This is a genomic window from Flavobacterium litorale (assembly GCF_019613795.1).
GTDB lineage: Bacteria > Bacteroidota > Bacteroidia > Flavobacteriales > Flavobacteriaceae > Flavobacterium > Flavobacterium litorale.
Genome location: NZ_CP080429.1, coordinates 781,469 through 799,383 on the forward strand (window position 1 = coordinate 781,469; position 17,915 = coordinate 799,383).

At 40.8% G+C, this 17,915-nt stretch carries 18 protein-coding genes; 5 read left to right on the forward strand and 13 right to left on the reverse strand.

Annotation, left to right across the window (positions count from 1 at the left end; all coding sequences use genetic code 11):
• Positions 1–38: 38 nt before the first annotated feature.
• Together K1I41_RS03460 and K1I41_RS03465 are read right to left on the reverse strand one after the other, a co-directional pair.
• Positions 39–932, reverse strand: a complete 894-nt coding sequence (locus K1I41_RS03460; protein WP_220641293.1) for a DMT family transporter — start codon at positions 930–932, stop codon at positions 39–41.
• A complete protein-coding gene (locus K1I41_RS03465; RefSeq protein ID WP_220641294.1) occupies positions 925–1,281 on the reverse strand; it encodes an arsenate reductase family protein in 357 nt (118 codons plus the stop codon). Before K1I41_RS03465 ends, K1I41_RS03460 begins: the two co-directional genes overlap by 8 nt.
• A gap of 111 nt (positions 1,282–1,392) precedes the next feature.
• Here K1I41_RS03465 and K1I41_RS03470 point away from each other — a divergent pair, with 111 nt between their 5' ends.
• Positions 1,393–1,848, forward strand: coding sequence for a DinB family protein (locus tag K1I41_RS03470; RefSeq protein ID WP_220641295.1), 456 nt, complete (start codon positions 1,393–1,395; stop codon positions 1,846–1,848).
• Between the two features lie 201 nt (positions 1,849–2,049).
• Here K1I41_RS03470 and K1I41_RS03475 read toward each other — a convergent pair whose 3' ends face one another.
• The 3 genes from K1I41_RS03475 to K1I41_RS03485 form a co-directional block, all read right to left on the reverse strand.
• On the reverse strand, positions 2,050–2,457 hold the full coding sequence (locus K1I41_RS03475; RefSeq protein ID WP_220641296.1) for a hypothetical protein: 408 nt from the start codon (positions 2,455–2,457) through the stop codon (positions 2,050–2,052).
• A gap of 24 nt (positions 2,458–2,481) precedes the next feature.
• On the reverse strand, positions 2,482–3,501 hold the full coding sequence (locus K1I41_RS03480; RefSeq protein WP_220641806.1) for a phenylalanine--tRNA ligase subunit alpha: 1,020 nt from the start codon (positions 3,499–3,501) through the stop codon (positions 2,482–2,484).
• Positions 3,502–3,587: 86 nt separating this feature from the next.
• Entirely contained in the window at positions 3,588–3,944 is a 357-nt protein-coding gene (locus K1I41_RS03485; protein WP_220641297.1) for a hypothetical protein, read from the reverse strand.
• Between the two features lie 69 nt (positions 3,945–4,013).
• Between K1I41_RS03485 and K1I41_RS03490 the strand changes: the two genes are divergently transcribed.
• Positions 4,014–4,637: a CvpA family protein gene (locus K1I41_RS03490; RefSeq protein ID WP_220641298.1), complete on the forward strand. Its 624-nt coding sequence runs from the start codon at positions 4,014–4,016 to the stop codon at positions 4,635–4,637.
• Between the two features lie 366 nt (positions 4,638–5,003).
• Here K1I41_RS03490 and K1I41_RS03495 read toward each other — a convergent pair whose 3' ends face one another.
• From K1I41_RS03495 to K1I41_RS03530, 8 genes are all read right to left on the reverse strand, one after another.
• Complete coding sequence (locus K1I41_RS03495) at positions 5,004–5,750, reverse strand: tetratricopeptide repeat protein (RefSeq protein WP_220641299.1); 747 nt, start codon at positions 5,748–5,750, stop codon at positions 5,004–5,006.
• A 103-nt stretch (positions 5,751–5,853) separates the two neighbouring features.
• The gene (locus tag K1I41_RS03500) at positions 5,854–7,608 is read right to left on the reverse strand and encodes a BatD family protein (RefSeq protein ID WP_220641300.1); all 1,755 of its coding nucleotides are present in this window, start codon (positions 7,606–7,608) and stop codon (positions 5,854–5,856) included.
• A 66-nt stretch (positions 7,609–7,674) separates the two neighbouring features.
• Positions 7,675–8,502: a tetratricopeptide repeat protein gene (locus K1I41_RS03505; protein ID WP_220641301.1), complete on the reverse strand. Its 828-nt coding sequence runs from the start codon at positions 8,500–8,502 to the stop codon at positions 7,675–7,677.
• Between the two features lies 1 nt (position 8,503).
• Positions 8,504–9,538, reverse strand: a complete 1,035-nt coding sequence (locus K1I41_RS03510; protein ID WP_220641302.1) for a VWA domain-containing protein — start codon at positions 9,536–9,538, stop codon at positions 8,504–8,506.
• 2 nt (positions 9,539–9,540) lie between these two features.
• A complete protein-coding gene (locus tag K1I41_RS03515; RefSeq protein WP_220641303.1) occupies positions 9,541–10,545 on the reverse strand; it encodes a vWA domain-containing protein in 1,005 nt (334 codons plus the stop codon).
• A 3-nt stretch (positions 10,546–10,548) separates the two neighbouring features.
• On the reverse strand, positions 10,549–12,186 hold the full coding sequence (locus K1I41_RS03520) for a BatD family protein (RefSeq protein ID WP_220641304.1): 1,638 nt from the start codon (positions 12,184–12,186) through the stop codon (positions 10,549–10,551).
• Positions 12,187–12,204: 18 nt separating this feature from the next.
• Positions 12,205–13,068, reverse strand: coding sequence for a DUF58 domain-containing protein (locus tag K1I41_RS03525; protein WP_220641305.1), 864 nt, complete (start codon positions 13,066–13,068; stop codon positions 12,205–12,207).
• 95 nt (positions 13,069–13,163) lie between these two features.
• On the reverse strand, positions 13,164–14,168 hold the full coding sequence (locus K1I41_RS03530) for an AAA family ATPase (protein WP_220641306.1): 1,005 nt from the start codon (positions 14,166–14,168) through the stop codon (positions 13,164–13,166).
• Between the two features lie 255 nt (positions 14,169–14,423).
• Between K1I41_RS03530 and K1I41_RS03535 the strand changes: the two genes are divergently transcribed.
• The 3 genes from K1I41_RS03535 to K1I41_RS03545 all read left to right on the forward strand — a co-directional run bounded on the left by K1I41_RS03535 (position 14,424) and on the right by K1I41_RS03545 (position 17,906).
• Complete coding sequence (locus K1I41_RS03535) at positions 14,424–15,293, forward strand: aldo/keto reductase (protein WP_220641307.1); 870 nt, start codon at positions 14,424–14,426, stop codon at positions 15,291–15,293.
• 106 nt (positions 15,294–15,399) lie between these two features.
• A complete protein-coding gene (locus tag K1I41_RS03540; RefSeq protein ID WP_220641308.1) occupies positions 15,400–16,152 on the forward strand; it encodes an SDR family NAD(P)-dependent oxidoreductase in 753 nt (250 codons plus the stop codon).
• 614 nt (positions 16,153–16,766) lie between these two features.
• Entirely contained in the window at positions 16,767–17,906 is a 1,140-nt protein-coding gene (locus K1I41_RS03545; RefSeq protein WP_220641309.1) for an ATP-binding protein, read from the forward strand.
• Positions 17,907–17,915 lie beyond the last annotated feature (9 nt).

Genomic DNA, 17,915 nt, shown 5'->3' on the forward strand with positions numbered 1-17,915 from the left:
ATCAGAAACAGGTACTATACCAACTACTTTACTTTTGCTTACGCAATAGGCTTTTTTACAGGTCGGGTTACTAAATACACGCCTACAAATATTAGTGCTGCCGAGCCTACTTTTACCCAATCGAGATTATCTTTACCCAAACCTATAGCAAATAGGGTAGCAAAAAACGGTTGCAGGTAAATAAATACGGCTACGGTGGTAGGTTTTAGCTCGCGCATGGATAGCAGGTTAAGTAAGTAGGTTAAAAAGGTAGATAGTAGTACTACAAACCCTACTTTTAGGTAAATGTTGGTGGGGAGTAGTGCCCATTGTACCACCTCGAGCTGTTGCCAACCAAAGGGTAATACCATAATAAAACCAAAAAGGTAAATCCACTTTACAAAGGCAAAGGCATTGTATTTATCCATTAGTTTTTTAACCAAAATGAGGTACAAACCATAGGAAACGGCATTTACAAATACCAAAAAATTACCCCAAAGGGCATTATCAGCACCTTTTACCGATTTACCGTAAAGAATGAGGAGTACCGTACCTATAAGCCCTAAAACAATACCAAAGGCTTTTTTGCCAATTATTTTCTCCTTCATGATAATAGCCGATAGTACGAGTACAATTATGGGTGTGGTTACCATAAGTACCGATGCCATTATGGGCGATGTTTGGCTTAACCCCTCAAAAAAGGTGAGCATGTTAAAGGCTACACCAAAAAATGCGCTGGCAATAATACGCGGAAAATCGGCACGATCTATTTTTTGTTGGGAAAACAAAGGGGCTACTATCCAAAACAATACCGCCGATATGCCCACGCGCAAAGCAATAAAACCAAAGGGTTTTATGTAGGCAGGCATTACATCTTTAGCTATGGTAAAGGTTACACCGTATATTATGGATACTAGTGTTGCAGCAGCAAGGGCTAGGGTGCGTTTACTCATTTTGCAGGTGTGCTATAGCAGCTTCTGTCATTTTTTTGCTGTTGCCTATAAATATGTTTTCGCCATCTACAATTACGGGGCGGCTTAAAAAAGTATAATGCTCTAAAATGTATTCTTTATAGGCGGCTTCTTCAAGCTGCATTTCTTTAAGTCCGCGCTGTTTGTATAGGGTAGCCCTACGGCTAAAAAGGGCTTCGTAGCTGCCTGCTAGGCGTTTCATCTCGTCCAGTTGTGCTACCGTTATAGGGTCTTTTTTAATGTCTTGTAAAACAAAATCGTCGGTGTTGGGCAACGCTTTTAGTATACGTTTACAAGTATCGCAGGTTTTTAGGTAAAATATAGTTTTCATGGTGTTGGTTTGTAATGGTGCTGCAAAGGTATTTATTAGGCGGTAATTACACTAATTTTTACATTTTCGATTTCCCATAAAAGGTGTACTTTTATCTGAAAATACAGTATAATGGAAAATACATTTACAATTACTCGTAATAGCCGAAAGCTATTGTTGGCGTTTTTAGAAAGCCACTCGGTAAACCAACTTAACAAAATACCCAAAGGGTTTAATAACAATATTTTTTGGAATATTGCGCATATTGTGGTTACACAGCAACGCATTGTGTACTCGTTATCGGGTTTGCCCATGCAAATTAACGAGGCAATGGCAGACCGCTATAAAATAGGCACAAAACCAGAGTACGATGCTACTGCAGATGAGGTTGCCGAACTAAAAACGCTACTAATTAGTACTATTGACAAAACGGAGGAAGATTTTAAGAATAACATTTTTGTGCATTACAAGGAGTATCCTACATCGGTAGGGTATACGTTGCGCAATGCTAAAGATGGTATGGAGTTTAACAACTACCACGAGGGGATACACCTAGGGGCTATACTGGCGTTGCGTAAGTTGGTTTAACTACGGTACAACAGCCCCTCTTGCGAGAAGGTACGGCGAAGCAATCTGTCCCGTAAACTTTAGCAATAATTATGTTAGATTGCTTCGTCGTACCTCCTCGCAATGACAGATGGGCTTTCCTTCTCCTGATGGCGAGTAACAATCAAAAAAGCAGCAACCCGATTACAAGTTGCTGCTTTTTTTATATTGCGTAGTAAAGGGTTATTTTGCCATTACGCCATCTTTAAAAATAACGGGGATTTCTTGGTAATTTGCCTCGTCAATGCTATTGGCTTTAAACACAAAGTTTTTATCGTACAAAACGTCATCTTTAAAATACGTTACCATAAAACTGTTGTTTAGCGGTAGTACATTGTTTTCTACCAACTCTATGCGTACGGCGGTATTGGGCAAAACTTCGGCAAAAACATGGCGTAGCATGGATGTTTTACGCTCTTCGCCATTAAGCATTCCTGATGCGTTGGATACCACTATTGCCGACTCTAGTTTTTGGTTGGTACCATTAACAAGGTAGGCGTACCACGTATTTTCCATAAAATCGTCGTTCCACTCGCGTAGTGCTACTACATATACGTTTTTTACCGCAGGTATTGTAATATCTTTTCTCATACTATAAAAAATTGTATGGTACGATTATATACTCGATTTGAATTGCTCTAAGAAACGTACATCGTTCTCGTAAAACATTCTAATATCGCCTATTTGGTACTGTAGCATGGCAATACGCTCTACGCCCATACCAAAGGCAAAACCGTTGTATTTATCGGCATCTATACCGCAATTTTTTAGCACGTTAGGGTCTACCATACCGCAACCGCCAATTTCCAACCAACCTGTACCTTTGGTAATACGGTAATCGGTTTCGGTTTTAAGCCCCCAGTAAATATCAATTTCGGCACTAGGCTCAGTAAACGGAAAGTACGACGGACGCAAACGTATTTTGCTCTTACCAAACATTTCTTTGGTAAAATACAAAAGCGTTTGTTTTAAGTCAGCAAACGATACATCGGTATCAATATACAAGCCTTCTATTTGGTGGAATATACAGTGCGAACGTGCCGATATGGCTTCGTTACGGAATACTCTACCAGGCGATATGGTACGGATGGGTGGTTTATTCTCCTCCATGTAACGTACCTGTACCGATGAGGTGTGCGTACGCAACAATACATCGGGGTTGGTTTGTATAAAAAAGGTATCCTGCATATCGCGCGCAGGGTGGTATTCGGGCAGGTTTAATGCCGTAAAGTTGTGCCAATCGTCTTCAATTTCGGGTCCTTCGGACACGTTGAAGCCAATATTGGCAAAAATATCTATAATCTGGTTTTTTATGATGGATATAGGGTGGCGCGAACCTGTAGTAAATGGCTCACCAGGGCGTGTTAAATCGCCGTAAATACCTTTAGCCTCCTCCTTGTTTTCCATAGCTTCCTGTAAGGCAGCTACTTTTTCTTCGGCGGTTTTTTTAAGGTTGTTTACTATTTGTCCAAACTCTTTCTTCTGCTCCTTAGGTACATTTTTAAACTCCGCAAAAAAGTCGTTAAGTATTCCTTTTTTACCTAAGTATTTAATTCGGAATGCTTCCAGTTCTTCTTTGGCTTGCGTGGTAAACGCTTCGGCTTCGGCTATATGACCTTTAATCTTGTCTATCATCATTACTTAAACTAAGAGTGTGCAAATTTAGGTATTTTAATAATGCTGTGCTACCTATTTGTGTTGTATAATTGTGATGCTTGGGTTTAGGCAATTAGCCCATTCTCTATAAAATAATCTACTATTGCCCCTTTCATTAATATGCTTTGTTCGCCTGCTTTTAGGGTTGGCAATTGCTCTTTTACCGTGTAGTGTGGCCAACCATCGTCATCAAAATAATCAAACTCATAATAGCCGTAGGGTTCTAACAATCGGCAAATGGCTATGTGCATTAGGTTGAGTTTATCGTCTTTCTTGAATTTACGGTTGAATTTACCCAGTTCCTGTACGCCTATTAGGTAAATTATGGCATCGAGGTCCAGCGTATCGCCATCGGCAAAACGGTCGGATAATAGTGTTACGAGCTGTTCCCAGCGTTCTTTTAATTGTTCGTCTCTAGACATTGGGTTGTATTTATTGCGCAAAGATAGTGAGTTGAAAGTTATTCAGGGCAGCCTTTTATTTTTGAATTATTGAGCAGGACGTTTACCTTTGCTGCTATGGCTGTTATGGATATTATTATATTGGGTTTGCTACTGTATGGCTTTATTAAAGGTATATGGCGGGGCTTTTTTATTGAGCTGGCAGCCTTTGTATCGTTATTTGTGGGGCTGTACGTTTCGGTAATGTTTTCGGACTATGCAGGCGCGTTTATTAGTGAATATGTTAGTTGGGAGGAAAAGTACATTAAAATTACGGCTTTTGTAATTACGTTTGCGCTTGCTGTTGTTGGTGTTATCTTGTTAGGCAAGCTGCTTACCAAAATAGCTACGTTTACCCTTATGGGATGGCTTAATAAACTACTGGGTGGTATTTTTGGTTTCCTGAAATGGTTACTGATTTTGAGTGTGCTGGTACACCTGTTTACCAAACTAAATACGAATAATAATTTTGCTGATAAGAAAACACTCGACGAATCGTGGTGTTACAACCCTATACTGGATGTATATGGTGTTATAGCACCAATGTTCTCGGAATGGTCGGATAGTTTTTGGGAGCAATCGGAAACGGAGGAACAAGAGCAACAAACGCCTCCGCCAAACGAAGAAGAGGAAGATAACGACTCTTGGATTGATGAGCTTTATAAAAGTATTTAACTGAAGAAGGTATTCACTATCCTGCAAGGTCTTTGAGACCTTGTAGGTGTTTTGGAATTCCAAACTTAATTTTTAGACCTACAAGGTTTTGGAAACCTTGCAGGTATATAATATTTAAGCCACCAAACTTTTCAGTACATTATACCTACAAGGTTTTAATCTAAAAGGTCATTTCATCTCCTGCGAGGTCTTTTTAAGACCTTGTAGGTATTCTGGAGTTCTCAAACTTAGTTAACGCTCACTTTTAAACCTACAAGGTTTTAGAAACCTTGTAGGATAGTTGGTTTAGCGCACCTCCTCGTAATGATAATATGATTTTTTTAGACTTTGAGACATTACAAACTTTCCAATTTGTAAATTAGTCGCCTACTTTAGTTCTTTTATAGCATCTTTTTTAATCCAGCCTTCGGTATCGTCAGCAAGTTCAATTTTTTTGTAGTTGCCTAGTGTTTCCAAAACGTACACTTTTGTGCCTTCGTGCAGTATAAAAGCATCAGGTGCGCCATCAGTAGGTTCGCTTTTTACCGATACTACTTCGTTAAACACAATAGCGGGGCGTTGTTTGGCACTTTCTGCCTCTACAAATACTGCCGAAAGTATGGTTACTACAATACCCAAAAACATAAGTACCATACCCATAAAAAAGACACGTTTTAGCGTGGTAGTACCTGCAAAATAATACCCTATAAAACATAATAAGAATAATACCGAACCTATTACGGCACCCCATGCCCAGACATCGTAATGGTAAGCACCTGTAAAGTTGTGTACTATTTTGCTGAAGCCTACTTCGGGTACTGCCTGTATGTCGTCTATCGTCATTTTTTGGGCATAGCCTAAGTTAATTTTAGCATCCTCGTAGTTGGGTTTTAGTAGCAATGCTTTTTCGTAATTGTAAATAGCAGGGGCTACCGCATCCATTTTATAATAGGCATTGGCAAGGTTAAAATACACCTCTGCCGATTGCTTACCATCATCTAAAATACTTTGGTAGGCTTTGGCTGCTTCGTTATACTTGCCCTCTTTATACAACGCATTGCCCTCATCAAAAGTTGATTGTGCAAAGCCTTGTACAAAAAATAAAGCTGTTAGTATGTATAGTATTCTTTTCATTGTGTACGTGCTAACTTTATACTCCTGCAAGGTTTTAAATACCTTGTAGGTTTTGCTATTGTATATTATTCATACCTACAAGGACTTAGATTCCTTGCAGGAGTTATATCTCTTTTTCCAGTTTTGTAATTACGCCAACTGCATGGTCGTAATCCTGTTGCATGGCTGCACCCGATGATGGTGCATAGCGTGCAAACTCGCAATTGTTCATTATCGTAATAAAATCGGTTACGGTTTCTTGTTGCGCGCCACGCGACAATAACAACTCCTGAATGTTTGGTTTTGTCATTTCGGATGTTTCAATACTCAATTTTGCTTTCAGGAAGTTGTGCAAGGCTTTCTCTAGCGAAACATAAAACGGCTCTTTGTTACCCAAATGCTTTTTGGCTTCGGATAAGTATTTTTTAGCCAACCTATTATTCTTCCTGATTTTATTGCCTGTAACATCGTTATCTCGGGCTTGTTTTTTCTTTTTCAGCAGCATAATAATCGGTATCAGCACAAAGGGCATCAATAACAGTATGTAAAATAGTACCGACCTAAAAAAGTGTTGCTTGTTTTTGGGTTGCAGTGTAGTGTTAAGTGCTACAAAACGGAATTGCGCTGTAGTTTGTACCGCTTGCTTTTGTGCGCCCTGTGGCGTAACAGTAGCATCGGCAGTGGTGTTGGACACACTGAGTACATCGATTATTAACTCCTCCGAAGTAATGGTTTTATATCGTTTTTCGGATAAATCGAAATACGAAAATGCCATTTCTTTGATGGGGTACTTTCCTTTGTTTTGTGGGATTATCGCATACACATCCGAAATACTACCTTGCATACCCGATAGCGGAATGGAAATATCCTCGTTATGCTCGGGGTCGTACATCTCTAACGCAGCAGGTACAACAGGTTTGGGTAGGCTGAACAGTTTTAAATTCCCTTTACCCGAAACTTCGACAGTAAGTTGTAACGATTCACCATCACTTAACGTGGTTTTACTTGGTGTTACTTTAAAAGTAAAGTCGCCTACCGCACCACTAAAATCGGCAGGTTTGCCTTGCTCTGGCAACGGTTTTACAGTAATGTATTTGGAGCCCGACGACATTACTTTTTGTGTTTGCGTCATTAGCGGGCGGTTAAAAAAGTCGCGCCTACCCGTAGGTACATCAATAGTAAGCTCCATGCTTAATGGCTCTATTTCCAGTTTGCCACTTTTTTGAGGGTACAATACCACTTTTTTAAGTTCGATGTAACGGTAGCTCTCGCCGTTATACGTACCTTGTTTTATGGTATTACCCGATGCATTTATATCCTGACTCCAAAAGTCGTTAAACTGGGGGATATCCATTTGGCGGGTACCGCGTACGCTGGAATCTTGGCTTACATACAGCTTATACACCACAGTAATAGGCTCATTTACATAGGGATTATAATTGCTAACCTCTGCTACTACATGGATGCCTTTACCTGCATTTTCTGTTGCGGCTGCCAAAGGATCGTTAGGTTTATCTACGGCTGCAGTAACGGTAACTTTAAACGGAATGGTTTTGTAGGTTTTTCCGTCAACCTCTATGCTTGCCTGCCCTACGGTAAACGTACCACGTGCGGTAGGGGTTAACACATAGGTATAGGTTTTACTAAAACTGCGTTTGTTGTTTACCCACGAGTTGCTTATCATTTGGCTTGGTCCTGCAGCATTAAACCCATCAAATGGGGGTGGGTTGAAATTATCGCCATCTGCCGTCATGGTAAACTCTACACGCAACCGTTCATTAAGCCCTAATTTGGTTTTACTGGGCGTAGCGGTAAATTCTACCTGAGCGTAAAGCCCCTGCAAACAACATAATAGTAGTAGTACTAAATACTTCTTCATCTTTTTTTACTTCCTTAACTTGAATACGGTTTGGTTTTCAAATTAGTCGCCATAATGGTACAACTGTTACCAGTCTTTCTCCTGTTGTTTGGGTTGTACCTTTACTTTTTTGGCATTTATTTTATCCTGAACTTTCTTTTCTTCTTTATTCATGGCATCCAGCACACGTTGCATTTGCTGTTTGCCCGGTGTGGGTCCTTCTTCCTCTTTGCCATCGCCTTTGCCTCCTTTATCCTTTTGGTCGTCACCCTGCTTTTTGTCCTGTTTGTCGCCATCGCCACCCCCTTTGTCTTTTTGGTCGCCCTTATCATCTTTATCCCCCTTATCTTTCTGGTCACCTTGGTCGCCTTTGTCCTTGTTATCGCCTTCGTCTTTGGGCTTCTGGCTTTTGTCCTCCTTATTCTTATCTTTATCCTTGTCGTCGTTTTTATCGTCTTTTGGTGGCGGTGGCGGTGGATTTTTCTCCAGCATTTCTTTGGCTAAAGCAAAGTTATAGCGCGTTTCCTCATCATACGGGTTGTTACGTAAGGCATTTTTGTACGCCTCTACGGCTTGCTGGTAATTTTTTTCTTTCATTAAGGCATTGCCTATGTTGTGGTATGCCTTGTGTTTTTGCGCTTTGGTTTCGGCATTTTCTATCGCTTTTAGGTAGGCGTACATCGACTCTCTGGGTTGGTCTTGCCTGTAAATAGCGTTGCCTAAATTGTAGGCTGCATCTGCCTTGGCTGGGGTTTTAGATTGCGCTATACGGTAATCAGCCTCCGCAGCAGCGTACTGCTTTTCGGAAAATGCTTTATTGCCTTTCGGCAGAAAAGTATCGTCGCTTTTTTCTTCTTCCTGCGAGAAAGCGAATACCGTAAAAAACAACAGGATGTAGGTAAGTTGTACTTTCATTTTATTCTTTTTCGTTAAACAGGTTTAATTTTCTAATCCATGCCGTACGGCGTTCCAACAGGAACATTTCGATGAACAACAGCAAAAATGCTGCGCCTAAAAACCATTGGTATTGCGACTCGTATAAGGATACTTCTTTCGATTCGAATTCTGTTTTTTCGATGTTCTCCAAAGCATTCTTCACGTAGTCGGACACTTTGCGGGTACTGTTGCCGTACACATAACCTCCTTTTGTAATTTCAGCTATGGTTTTTAACTGGTCGGGATACATTTTGGTTACTACCACCTCGCCTGCGTTATCACGTTTAAAAGTCTGGGTTATACCATTTCGCTTTAGCGGAATAGTACCTCCTTTTTTTGTTCCTACTCCTACGGTAATAATTTTAATGCCTGCTTCTTCGGCTGCTTGTGCCGCTTCGGCACTGCCCTCGCCGTGGTCTTCGCCATCGGAAATTAAAATAACGAGTTTACTGGTTTGCGGGTCATCAAAAAAGGTGGTGGCAAGTTCCAACGCATCGCTAATAGCCGTTCCCTGCGACGATACCATATCGGTATTCATGCTTTGCAGAAACATTTTTGCCACACTATAATCAGACGTTATGGGCAGTACGGGGTAGGCACTCCCTGCATAGCCTACAATACCAATCCTGTCGTTACCCAACTGGTTTATAGTTTGCGAAACTATTTGTTTTGCTTTTTCCAGTCGGCTGGGTTTTACGTCTTCTGCCAACATACTTTTAGATACGTCTATGGCAAAAACAATATCGATACCCTCACGCTTTACCGTTTCGGTTTTTGTACCTATTTTCGGGTTTACCAGTGCAATAATTATGCCCGACAGCCCCAATAATAACAATATGAGTTTGGCAACGGGTTTAAATACCGAACGCTCGGGCGTTAGTTTTTTTACCAGTTCGGGGTTACCCAACGCACGCTGCTTTTTGCGCTGCCAGTACAGGTTGCCTAAAAAGAGCAACAGTACTACGGGGAGCACGGCAAAGAGATACAGGTATTTTGATTCGTCTAATTCGTACATAATTAAATAAAGCTTCTGTAAATGGTTTTGCGCAACAGTACCTCAACAAGGAGTAAACCAAGGGCTATTAATACCCATGGGCGATACTTCTCGTCGTAATTATAAAATTTCATTTCGTTTATCTCGGTGGTTTCGAGTTTGTTTATCTCATCATAAATAGACTTTAATTTGCTGTTACTGGTAGCTCTAAAATATTGCCCATCGGTTTTTTCGGCAATTTCTTTCATCAGATTTTCATCAATTTCTACCTTCATGTTGCGGTATAAAAGGCGTCCGTTGGGAGCTTTAGCATACGGGAATGGGGCGTTGCCGTTTGTACCTAAACCTATGGTATATACTTTTATGCCATACTCTTTAGCAATGTCGGCAGCCATACGGGGGTCTATAAACCCTGCGTTGTTTACCCCATCGGTAAGCAATATAATAATACGGCTTTTGGCTTTGCTTTCTTTCAGCCTGTTAATGGCGGTGGCAAGCCCTACGCCTATACCTGTACCGTCTTGTAGTACGGTATCGTCGTATGCTACGGATTTTATTGCTTCTTTTACCAACTGTTTGTCGCTGGTAACGGGTGTTTTGGTGTAGCTTTCGCCTGCATATACTACTAAACCTATCCTATCGTTAAGGCGGTTATCTACAAAGGTACCTGCTACCTCTTTAAGCGCTTCCAGCCTATTGGGTTTTAAATCTTTTGCCAGCATACTACCTGATACATCCATTGCCATAACAATATCAATACCGCGTGTGGTTTTGGTTCGGCTGCTTACATCTACGCTACGTGGGCGCGCTAAGGCCACTATTATGGCGCTAAGGGCAAGTAGGCGCAAGGCAAAAAGCACAGGCTTTAGCTTGGCTACTACCGATGGTTTTACTTTAAACCCATTTAGGGTGCTTATGGTAAGGGTTGCTGTTTGTTGCTTTCGTTTCCAAATGTACCAGCCTATTGCCAATGGCAACAGCAGGAACAGCCAAAAGAAAGCAGGATGTAAAAAAGTAACGTCTCCCATGTTTTAATTTATCTTAGTCAATTCTATCGAATTCTTAACTCTGTCCAACAGTTGCGGGGCATACTCATCGCCCTCGCGGTACATTATGTTTACTTGTTGCAAGCCGTTATCTTGTTTAAACAGCAGTAACTCGTAGTACATACGCACCGACTTTTTAGTAACAAGATTGAGCATGGATAAGTTACCATAGGCACGCAAGCCGTTTATACCATTTGGGGTACTAAACGATTCGGTTTTTACCAACACATTGGTTGCGCCTTGTGCCTCCATTGTTTTAAGGGTAGCATCGGCTACTTGCTCTAACGGTATGTCTTTTTTCTCTTTGTAGTGCATGGTGCTTAGTACTACATAAAAATCGTCTGCCATAGCACCGTAGCTAAACAGTTGCATATCTTTTAATACCGCCATTGCCTCTTTGGGTAGTATCTTTTCGGGGTCTTGCCTCTTGAGTACTTCTGGCGTTTCTATCGTTATGGGTGGGCTACCGTAGTTGCTTTTTACCCACTCGCCATCCAATAGCTCTTTGGTGGGGATGCCTGTTACGTACTCGCGCATTATGTTTCTACCCAAAAAGTAGAATAATGCGCCCGCCACTACTACAACGGTAGCAATACTAATAATTAGGTTGCGTTTACGGCGTTCGCGCTTTTCTTTTTTGCGTTGGGCATTTAGCCATGCTAAGGTATGCTCTTCGTCCTCCTCTTTTTCTTCGGGTATGCTTTGGTCGATAACCACTATTGTTTTTTCGATACGACTACGGTCGTCAGCAATTTCGTGTGCTACGGGGCGCATTTTGGCAAACTTTACCAAATCGGCATTGCGCAAAACCCGTTCTAGTTGCTCAAACGTTTCTTGGCTGAGCTTCATGTTTTTTCGGCGCACTGCCGTACGCATGGCATTAATTAGCTCGCTCGTGGTGCTTTCCATAGCGGGTATGTGTATTGCCTCCTCAATATAAGTACGGGCAATATCGGTTAACTCGCTATAGTAGTTTTTAACTTCGCCTTTATCTAATAGGGCTTTATTTTCGAGTACTTGTAGTTGCGTGGTTGCTTTTTCTATAGGCGATGCGTGGAATTCTTCTTCAGGTTCGGGTGCTGGTTGTTTACGTTTTTTTAGGTACCACCATACGCCAAAACCAATACCTGCCGCGAGCAGTATGCCTAACACAATCCAGAGCCATAACAAACTATTACTTTCGGCAGTAGCTACATCTTTAATATCGTACATTTTTTGCTTGAGGGTATCGACTACCACTGGGGTAACCTCAATAGCTAACGAATCGGTACGGATGTTTTTATTGTTGATGAATACGGATAGGCGCGGAATGATATATCGCCCTGAATCGAACTGGGTAAGTCCGTATTTTTTTACAAGCTCGTATTGGGCGTTGTTTTCCTCGTTCCGAACGGTATCTACAGGATACGATTCCAGTACCTCTAGTAGCCCGAAGTTTTTCCCTTCGGGGAAGTTGACTTGGGCGGTGGTATCTACGGTTGTTTTTAGGGTTAGGTTAAACTGCGACCCTATTTTTATTTGCGTAGAATCAATACTCGTAGCTACTTTGGGTTGCTGTGCAAAGGCGGTGGCAGCAACCAGTAGCAAGAGTAGTGTATAGTGTTTTATTTTGGTGTGTTTCATCGTTATTCAGCTATATATTTATCTTGCCTTAAAATAGCCAAGCAACTTGGTTACATACGATTCGTCTGTACGGGTAGTTACGGTACCTGCCCCGCAACGGCTAAAGGTTTCTTTAAAATACTGCACTTTATCGCGGTAGTATTTTTGGTATTGCAGCCTAATATCTTTGGAGCCTGTATTTACCAATTGTGTTTCGCCTGTTTCGGCATCCGTCATGTTTACAATACCCAAATTAGGAATGTGCTCCTCGCTATGGTCGTACACGCGTACGCCTGTAATATCGTGGCGTTTGGCAGTTATTTTTAGGGTATGCTCATAATCGCCTGCCATAAAATCGGATATTAAAAATACAATGGCTTTCTTTTTTTGTACGCCCGACAGGAATTTTAATGCCTGTGCTACATCGGTTTTTTTACTTTTGGGATGAAACTCAATAAGCTCCCGAATAATGCGCAATACGTGCGATTTTCCTTTTTTGGGCGGTATAAAAAGCTCTATAGTATCTGAAAATAAAATCAGCCCAATTTTATCGTTGTTCTGGGTTGCCGAAAATGCCATGGTAGCAGCAATTTCTGTAACTATATCTTTTTTAAAGGCGTTTTGTGTACCAAAGCTTTGCGAGCCGCTTACATCTACCATTAGCATCATGGTAAGTTCGCGCTCTTCTTCAAATACTTTTATGTGGGGTTCGTTATAACGTGCGGTAACGTTCCAATCTATAGCACGCACATCGTCGCCAAACTGGTATTGACGCACCTCGCTAAACGTCATTCCCCGCCCTTTAAAGGATGTATGGTATTCGCCCGAAAAGATATGATCGCTCAACCTTCGGGTTTTAATTTCTATTTTACGTACTTTTTTTAGTATCTCTTTTGTATCCATTTGTCCTCCCCTAACCCCTCCAAAGGAGGGGAAATTTGACGATTATTACTTGGTTTCACCCACCCGCTCCCCTCCTTTGGAGGGGCTGGGGGAGGTTATGGCACTTCAACCTCATTAACTATTTTATTAATGATGTCGATAGAGGTTACATTTTCGGCTTCTGCCTCGTAGGTTATACCAATACGGTGGCGGAGCACATCGTGTACTACAGCCCTTACATCTTCGGGTACTACATAGCCCCTGCGTTTTATAAATGCATAACATTTTGCCGCGTTGGCTAAGTTAATACTACCCCTTGGCGACGACCCAAAACTAATGAGTGGTTTTAGATTCTCTAAATTGTATTTTTCGGGATAACGGGTTGCAAAGATGAGGTCGAGAATGTATTTTTCTATCTTCTCGTCCATATATACCTCGCGTACGGCTTGTTGCGCACGCAAAATTTGGTCTACCGATACTACTGGGTTTACTTTCTCAAAACTGCCTTTTAGGTTGTTACGCATTACCAAACGCTCATCTTCAATTTTAGGATAATCGATAACCGCTTTTAGCATAAAACGATCTACCTGTGCTTCGGGTAGTGGGTACGTACCTTCTTGCTCTACAGGGTTCATGGTTGCCATTACTAAAAAAGGTTTTTCTAAGGTAAAAGTTTCCTCGCCAATGGTTACTTGTTTCTCTTGCATGGCTTCTAGCAGTGCACTTTGCACTTTGGCGGGTGCACGGTTTATCTCATCGGCAAGTACAAAGTTGGCAAAAATGGGTCCCTTTTTTATGGTAAACTCATTTTGCTTCATGTTGTATATCATAGTACCTACTACATCGGCAGGTAACAAATCGGGCGTAAACTGTATACGGCTAAAGCTACCTTGCACAGCTTGGGATAGTGTGTTAATAGCTAGCGTTTTTGCTAGCCCTGGCACACCCTCAAGCAATATATGCCCTTGCCCTAGTAAACCTATAAGCAAGCGTTCTATCATGTACTTTTGCCCCACAATTACCTTGTTCATTTCCATAACAAGCAGGTCTATAAAAGCACTTTCACGCTCTATCTTTTCATTAATCGCCCTGATGTCTAAAGCAGCGGTATTTTCTTCCATACGTATGTTTATTTTTGGTGGTGTGAAGTTAACAATGCTAATGTAACGATGCAAATTGAAATTTAATATATGTTTTGTTGTTAACGACATGTTAAATGTAGCGGATTGGTATGGGGATGCCCTGCCTTACATCGGCAATTTTTTGCTACTTTTAGCATCGCAATGGCAAAACGGTAGTAACATCTAACACGTGTTAGGTTTACCATTTTAAGCTCTTTGCAAAAAGCACACAATACTAAAATACAAACACATTACATGAACATTACACTATCGCCTATTGTTGCAGGAGTTATGAGTTGGGGCATTTGGGGCAAAAAAATGAACACAAGCCAAATGACGGAGCTTATGCATGCTTGCCTTGAATATGGTATTACTACGTTTGACCACGCCGATATTTATGGTGGTTATACTACCGAAGCTGAATTTGGTACTGCCTTGGCAACCAATAGTATTACTAGGGAGGATATACAATTAATATCAAAGTGTGGTATACAACATACCGATGGTAATCGTAATAATACAATAAAGCATTACAACTACAGTAAGGAGTACATTATACAATCGGCAGAAGGGTCGTTGCAGAACTTACAAACCGATTATTTGGATGTACTTTTACTGCACCGCCCTAGCCCATTAATGCAACCCGACGAAATTGCCGAAGCGGTAGCACAGCTACAAAAAGACGGTAAGATTAAAGCCTTCGGGGTATCGAACTTTACCAATACGCAAACCGATTTAATTAGGAGCCGTACCGAGGTGTTTTGCAACCAAATAGAGTTTTCGGCTACGCAACACAGCGCAATGCTAGATGGCTCTTTAGATTATATGCAGGTAAATAATATAAAACCATTGGCATGGAGCCCCTTAGGGAGTATTTTTAAAACCGATACTAAGCAAACACAACGCCTAAAAGAGTTGTTAATGACATTGGTTATAAAATATGAGGTTACTGCCGATGTTATACTACTGGCGTGGATAATGCAACACCCCGCAGGTATTGTACCTGCAACGGGATCGACCAATCCCGACAGATTGAAAAACCAGATGAAAGCAGCTAATTTAACTTTAGAGCTAGAGGACTGGTTTGCTATTTGGACGGAGAGTATGGGGCATAAAGTGCCTTAATTGAGTTGTAAAGTTTGAAAGTTCAATGTTTAAAGTTGCTCCGAGTAACTTTTTAAACTTTCAACATTACGACATTTAAACGAATAATAAAAGATACTAAAAAAAGATGAAAACAGCATTAATAACAGGTGCAACCAGTGGTATAGGTAGGGCAACAGCCCACCACTTTGCCAAACACAATTTTAAATTAATACTATGCGGCAGGCGTAACGATAGGCTAAAAGCCCTACAAAATGAGCTAAGCACACAAACGCAAGTATACACACTAAACTTTGATGTTAGGGATAAGCAAGCGGTGGATAGCGCTATAGCTAGCATTCCTGCCGAGTTTACTACTATTGATATATTGGTAAACAACGCAGGCAACGCACATGGGTTAGACCCGATACAAAATGGCGATACTAACGATTGGGATGCTATGATTGATATTAACGTTAAAGGGCTACTCTATGTGTCTAAAGCTATCATCCCGAGCATGATAGTGCGTAAACAGGGACATATTATTAATATAGGCTCAATAGCTGGTAAAGAGGTATATACCAACGGTAACGTATATTGCGCCAGCAAGCACGCCGTAGATGCTATTAACCAAGGTATGCGCATGGATTTGAACCAATACGGCATCCGTGTAGGAGCAATTAACCCTGGTTTGGTAGCCACCGAGTTTAGCGAAGTGCGCTTTAAAGGCGATGTTGAAAGAGCCACCGATGTATATAAAGGGTACGAACCTTTACAAGCCGATGATATTGCCGATATTATTACCTTCGTGGTAACACGACCGTATCATGTTAATATTGCCGACCTTATGGTACTGCCTACAGCACAGGCAGGAGCAACTATTTTAAATAAAGATAATTAAAACATCCTGCAAGGTCTTTGAGACCTTGTAGGTCTGAATTGTAAGTCGGCTGTAAGAATAAATACCTACGAGGTTTTGTAAACCTCGTAGGATAAAGAGCTTCAACTGGTAATAAGTGAAATACTTACCCGTGAGAGAACTATTTGAATATAGCTAATTAAACAAGTCCTGCAAGGTCTGTAGCACCTTGTAGGTCTGAACAAAAAGCTACATATATAATTGATATAATAATAAATACCTACAAGGTTTTGTAAACCTTGTAGGATAAAGGGCTTAAACTGGTAATAAATGAAATGCTTACCCGTAAAAAGCCATTTGGATATAGCTAACTAAACAAGTCCTGCAAGGTCTGTAGCACCTTGTAGGTCTAAATTGTAAGTCGGCTGTAAGTAATAAATACCTACGAGGTTTTGTAAACCTCGCAGGATAAAGAGCTTCAATTGGTAATAAGTGAAATACTTACCCGTAAAAAGCCATTTGTATATAGCTAGCTAAACAAATCCTGTAAGGTCTGTAGTACCTTGTAGGTATGAATAAAAAGCTGTATTTATAATTGATATAATAATGAATACCTACAAGGTACTACAGACCTTACAGGATAGAGAGCTTAAATAATGATAAACAAACGCTTACTCATAAAAAACTTACTGGCTCACAATGATGAGAGTAGTTTTTATGATAAAAAGCGACAGTTAAATTTACATACTAAAGAGGGCAAAGGTAAATTCGTAAAACACATCTGTGCGCTCTCCAACTCCAACCCTTCCAATAACTCGTATATTGTAGTAGGTGTTGAGGATAAAGACAACGAAATTCGGGGCGCCGATTTTTACGACGATAGCCGTATACAAAACCTAGTAAACGCCTACTTGGATAATCCGCCCAGAATACAATACGAAAACGTACCTTTCCCTAACTTGCCCAAGCACAAAGTAGTAGGTTTGGTAACCATACGCCCCAACAATAAAATATCGTCCTTTAAAAAATTTATACATAACATTCCGTATGGGGCTGTTTTTATGCGGCGTGGGAGCAACTCTATTCCTGTAGACCGTAATGAGGAAATGAATTACCAAAATACGGCTACGGTTATTGATATTGAGAACAGTTCGCACAACAGCATAGCCCACACCCTAGAGGGCGTTATTGATTTCCTGAACAACCACAAAAAAAACATGGTGGCAGAGTATAAAGTCTTTAAAGAGTTGTTTATTGTATGCTGGGCAGGAAACAAAAAGATGGTTCGTGGTAAAACCTACTATTCGCGCGTGGATATTGAGTTGATAAACGAACAAGTGAAGCTGTTTTACTCTACACTTGATGAGGTGCAAATTGAGTACGATGAAAGTAATTTTTCGATTACCGAATATGTTTCGTTAGGGCTTAACGACCGTACGAGTTATTACCCGTTAGAGAAAGTAACTATTAACTTTCACGATAATGGCTACTATAAAATAAACTCTACCCTACTTTTTGACCCTCCGCAGTACAACCGTAAAATGATGCACCACATTTATAACGCTAACTTGGCACTTATTGCAAAACTGCAAAAGGGGTTACCCCTATCCGAACGCGAGGATAGAGATATGAATAATCTACCCCATACGCTTATGATTTGTTACCTCAACGGTTTTGATGATGCCAAACAAAAACTAATAGAGGCAAAACCACTACTAAAAGCGCACCCTGATAAAAACGTGTATATTTCGTTTAAAGAAGCCATGCGTGTACTACGTAAAATGAAATACGCCTAAAAGCAATAA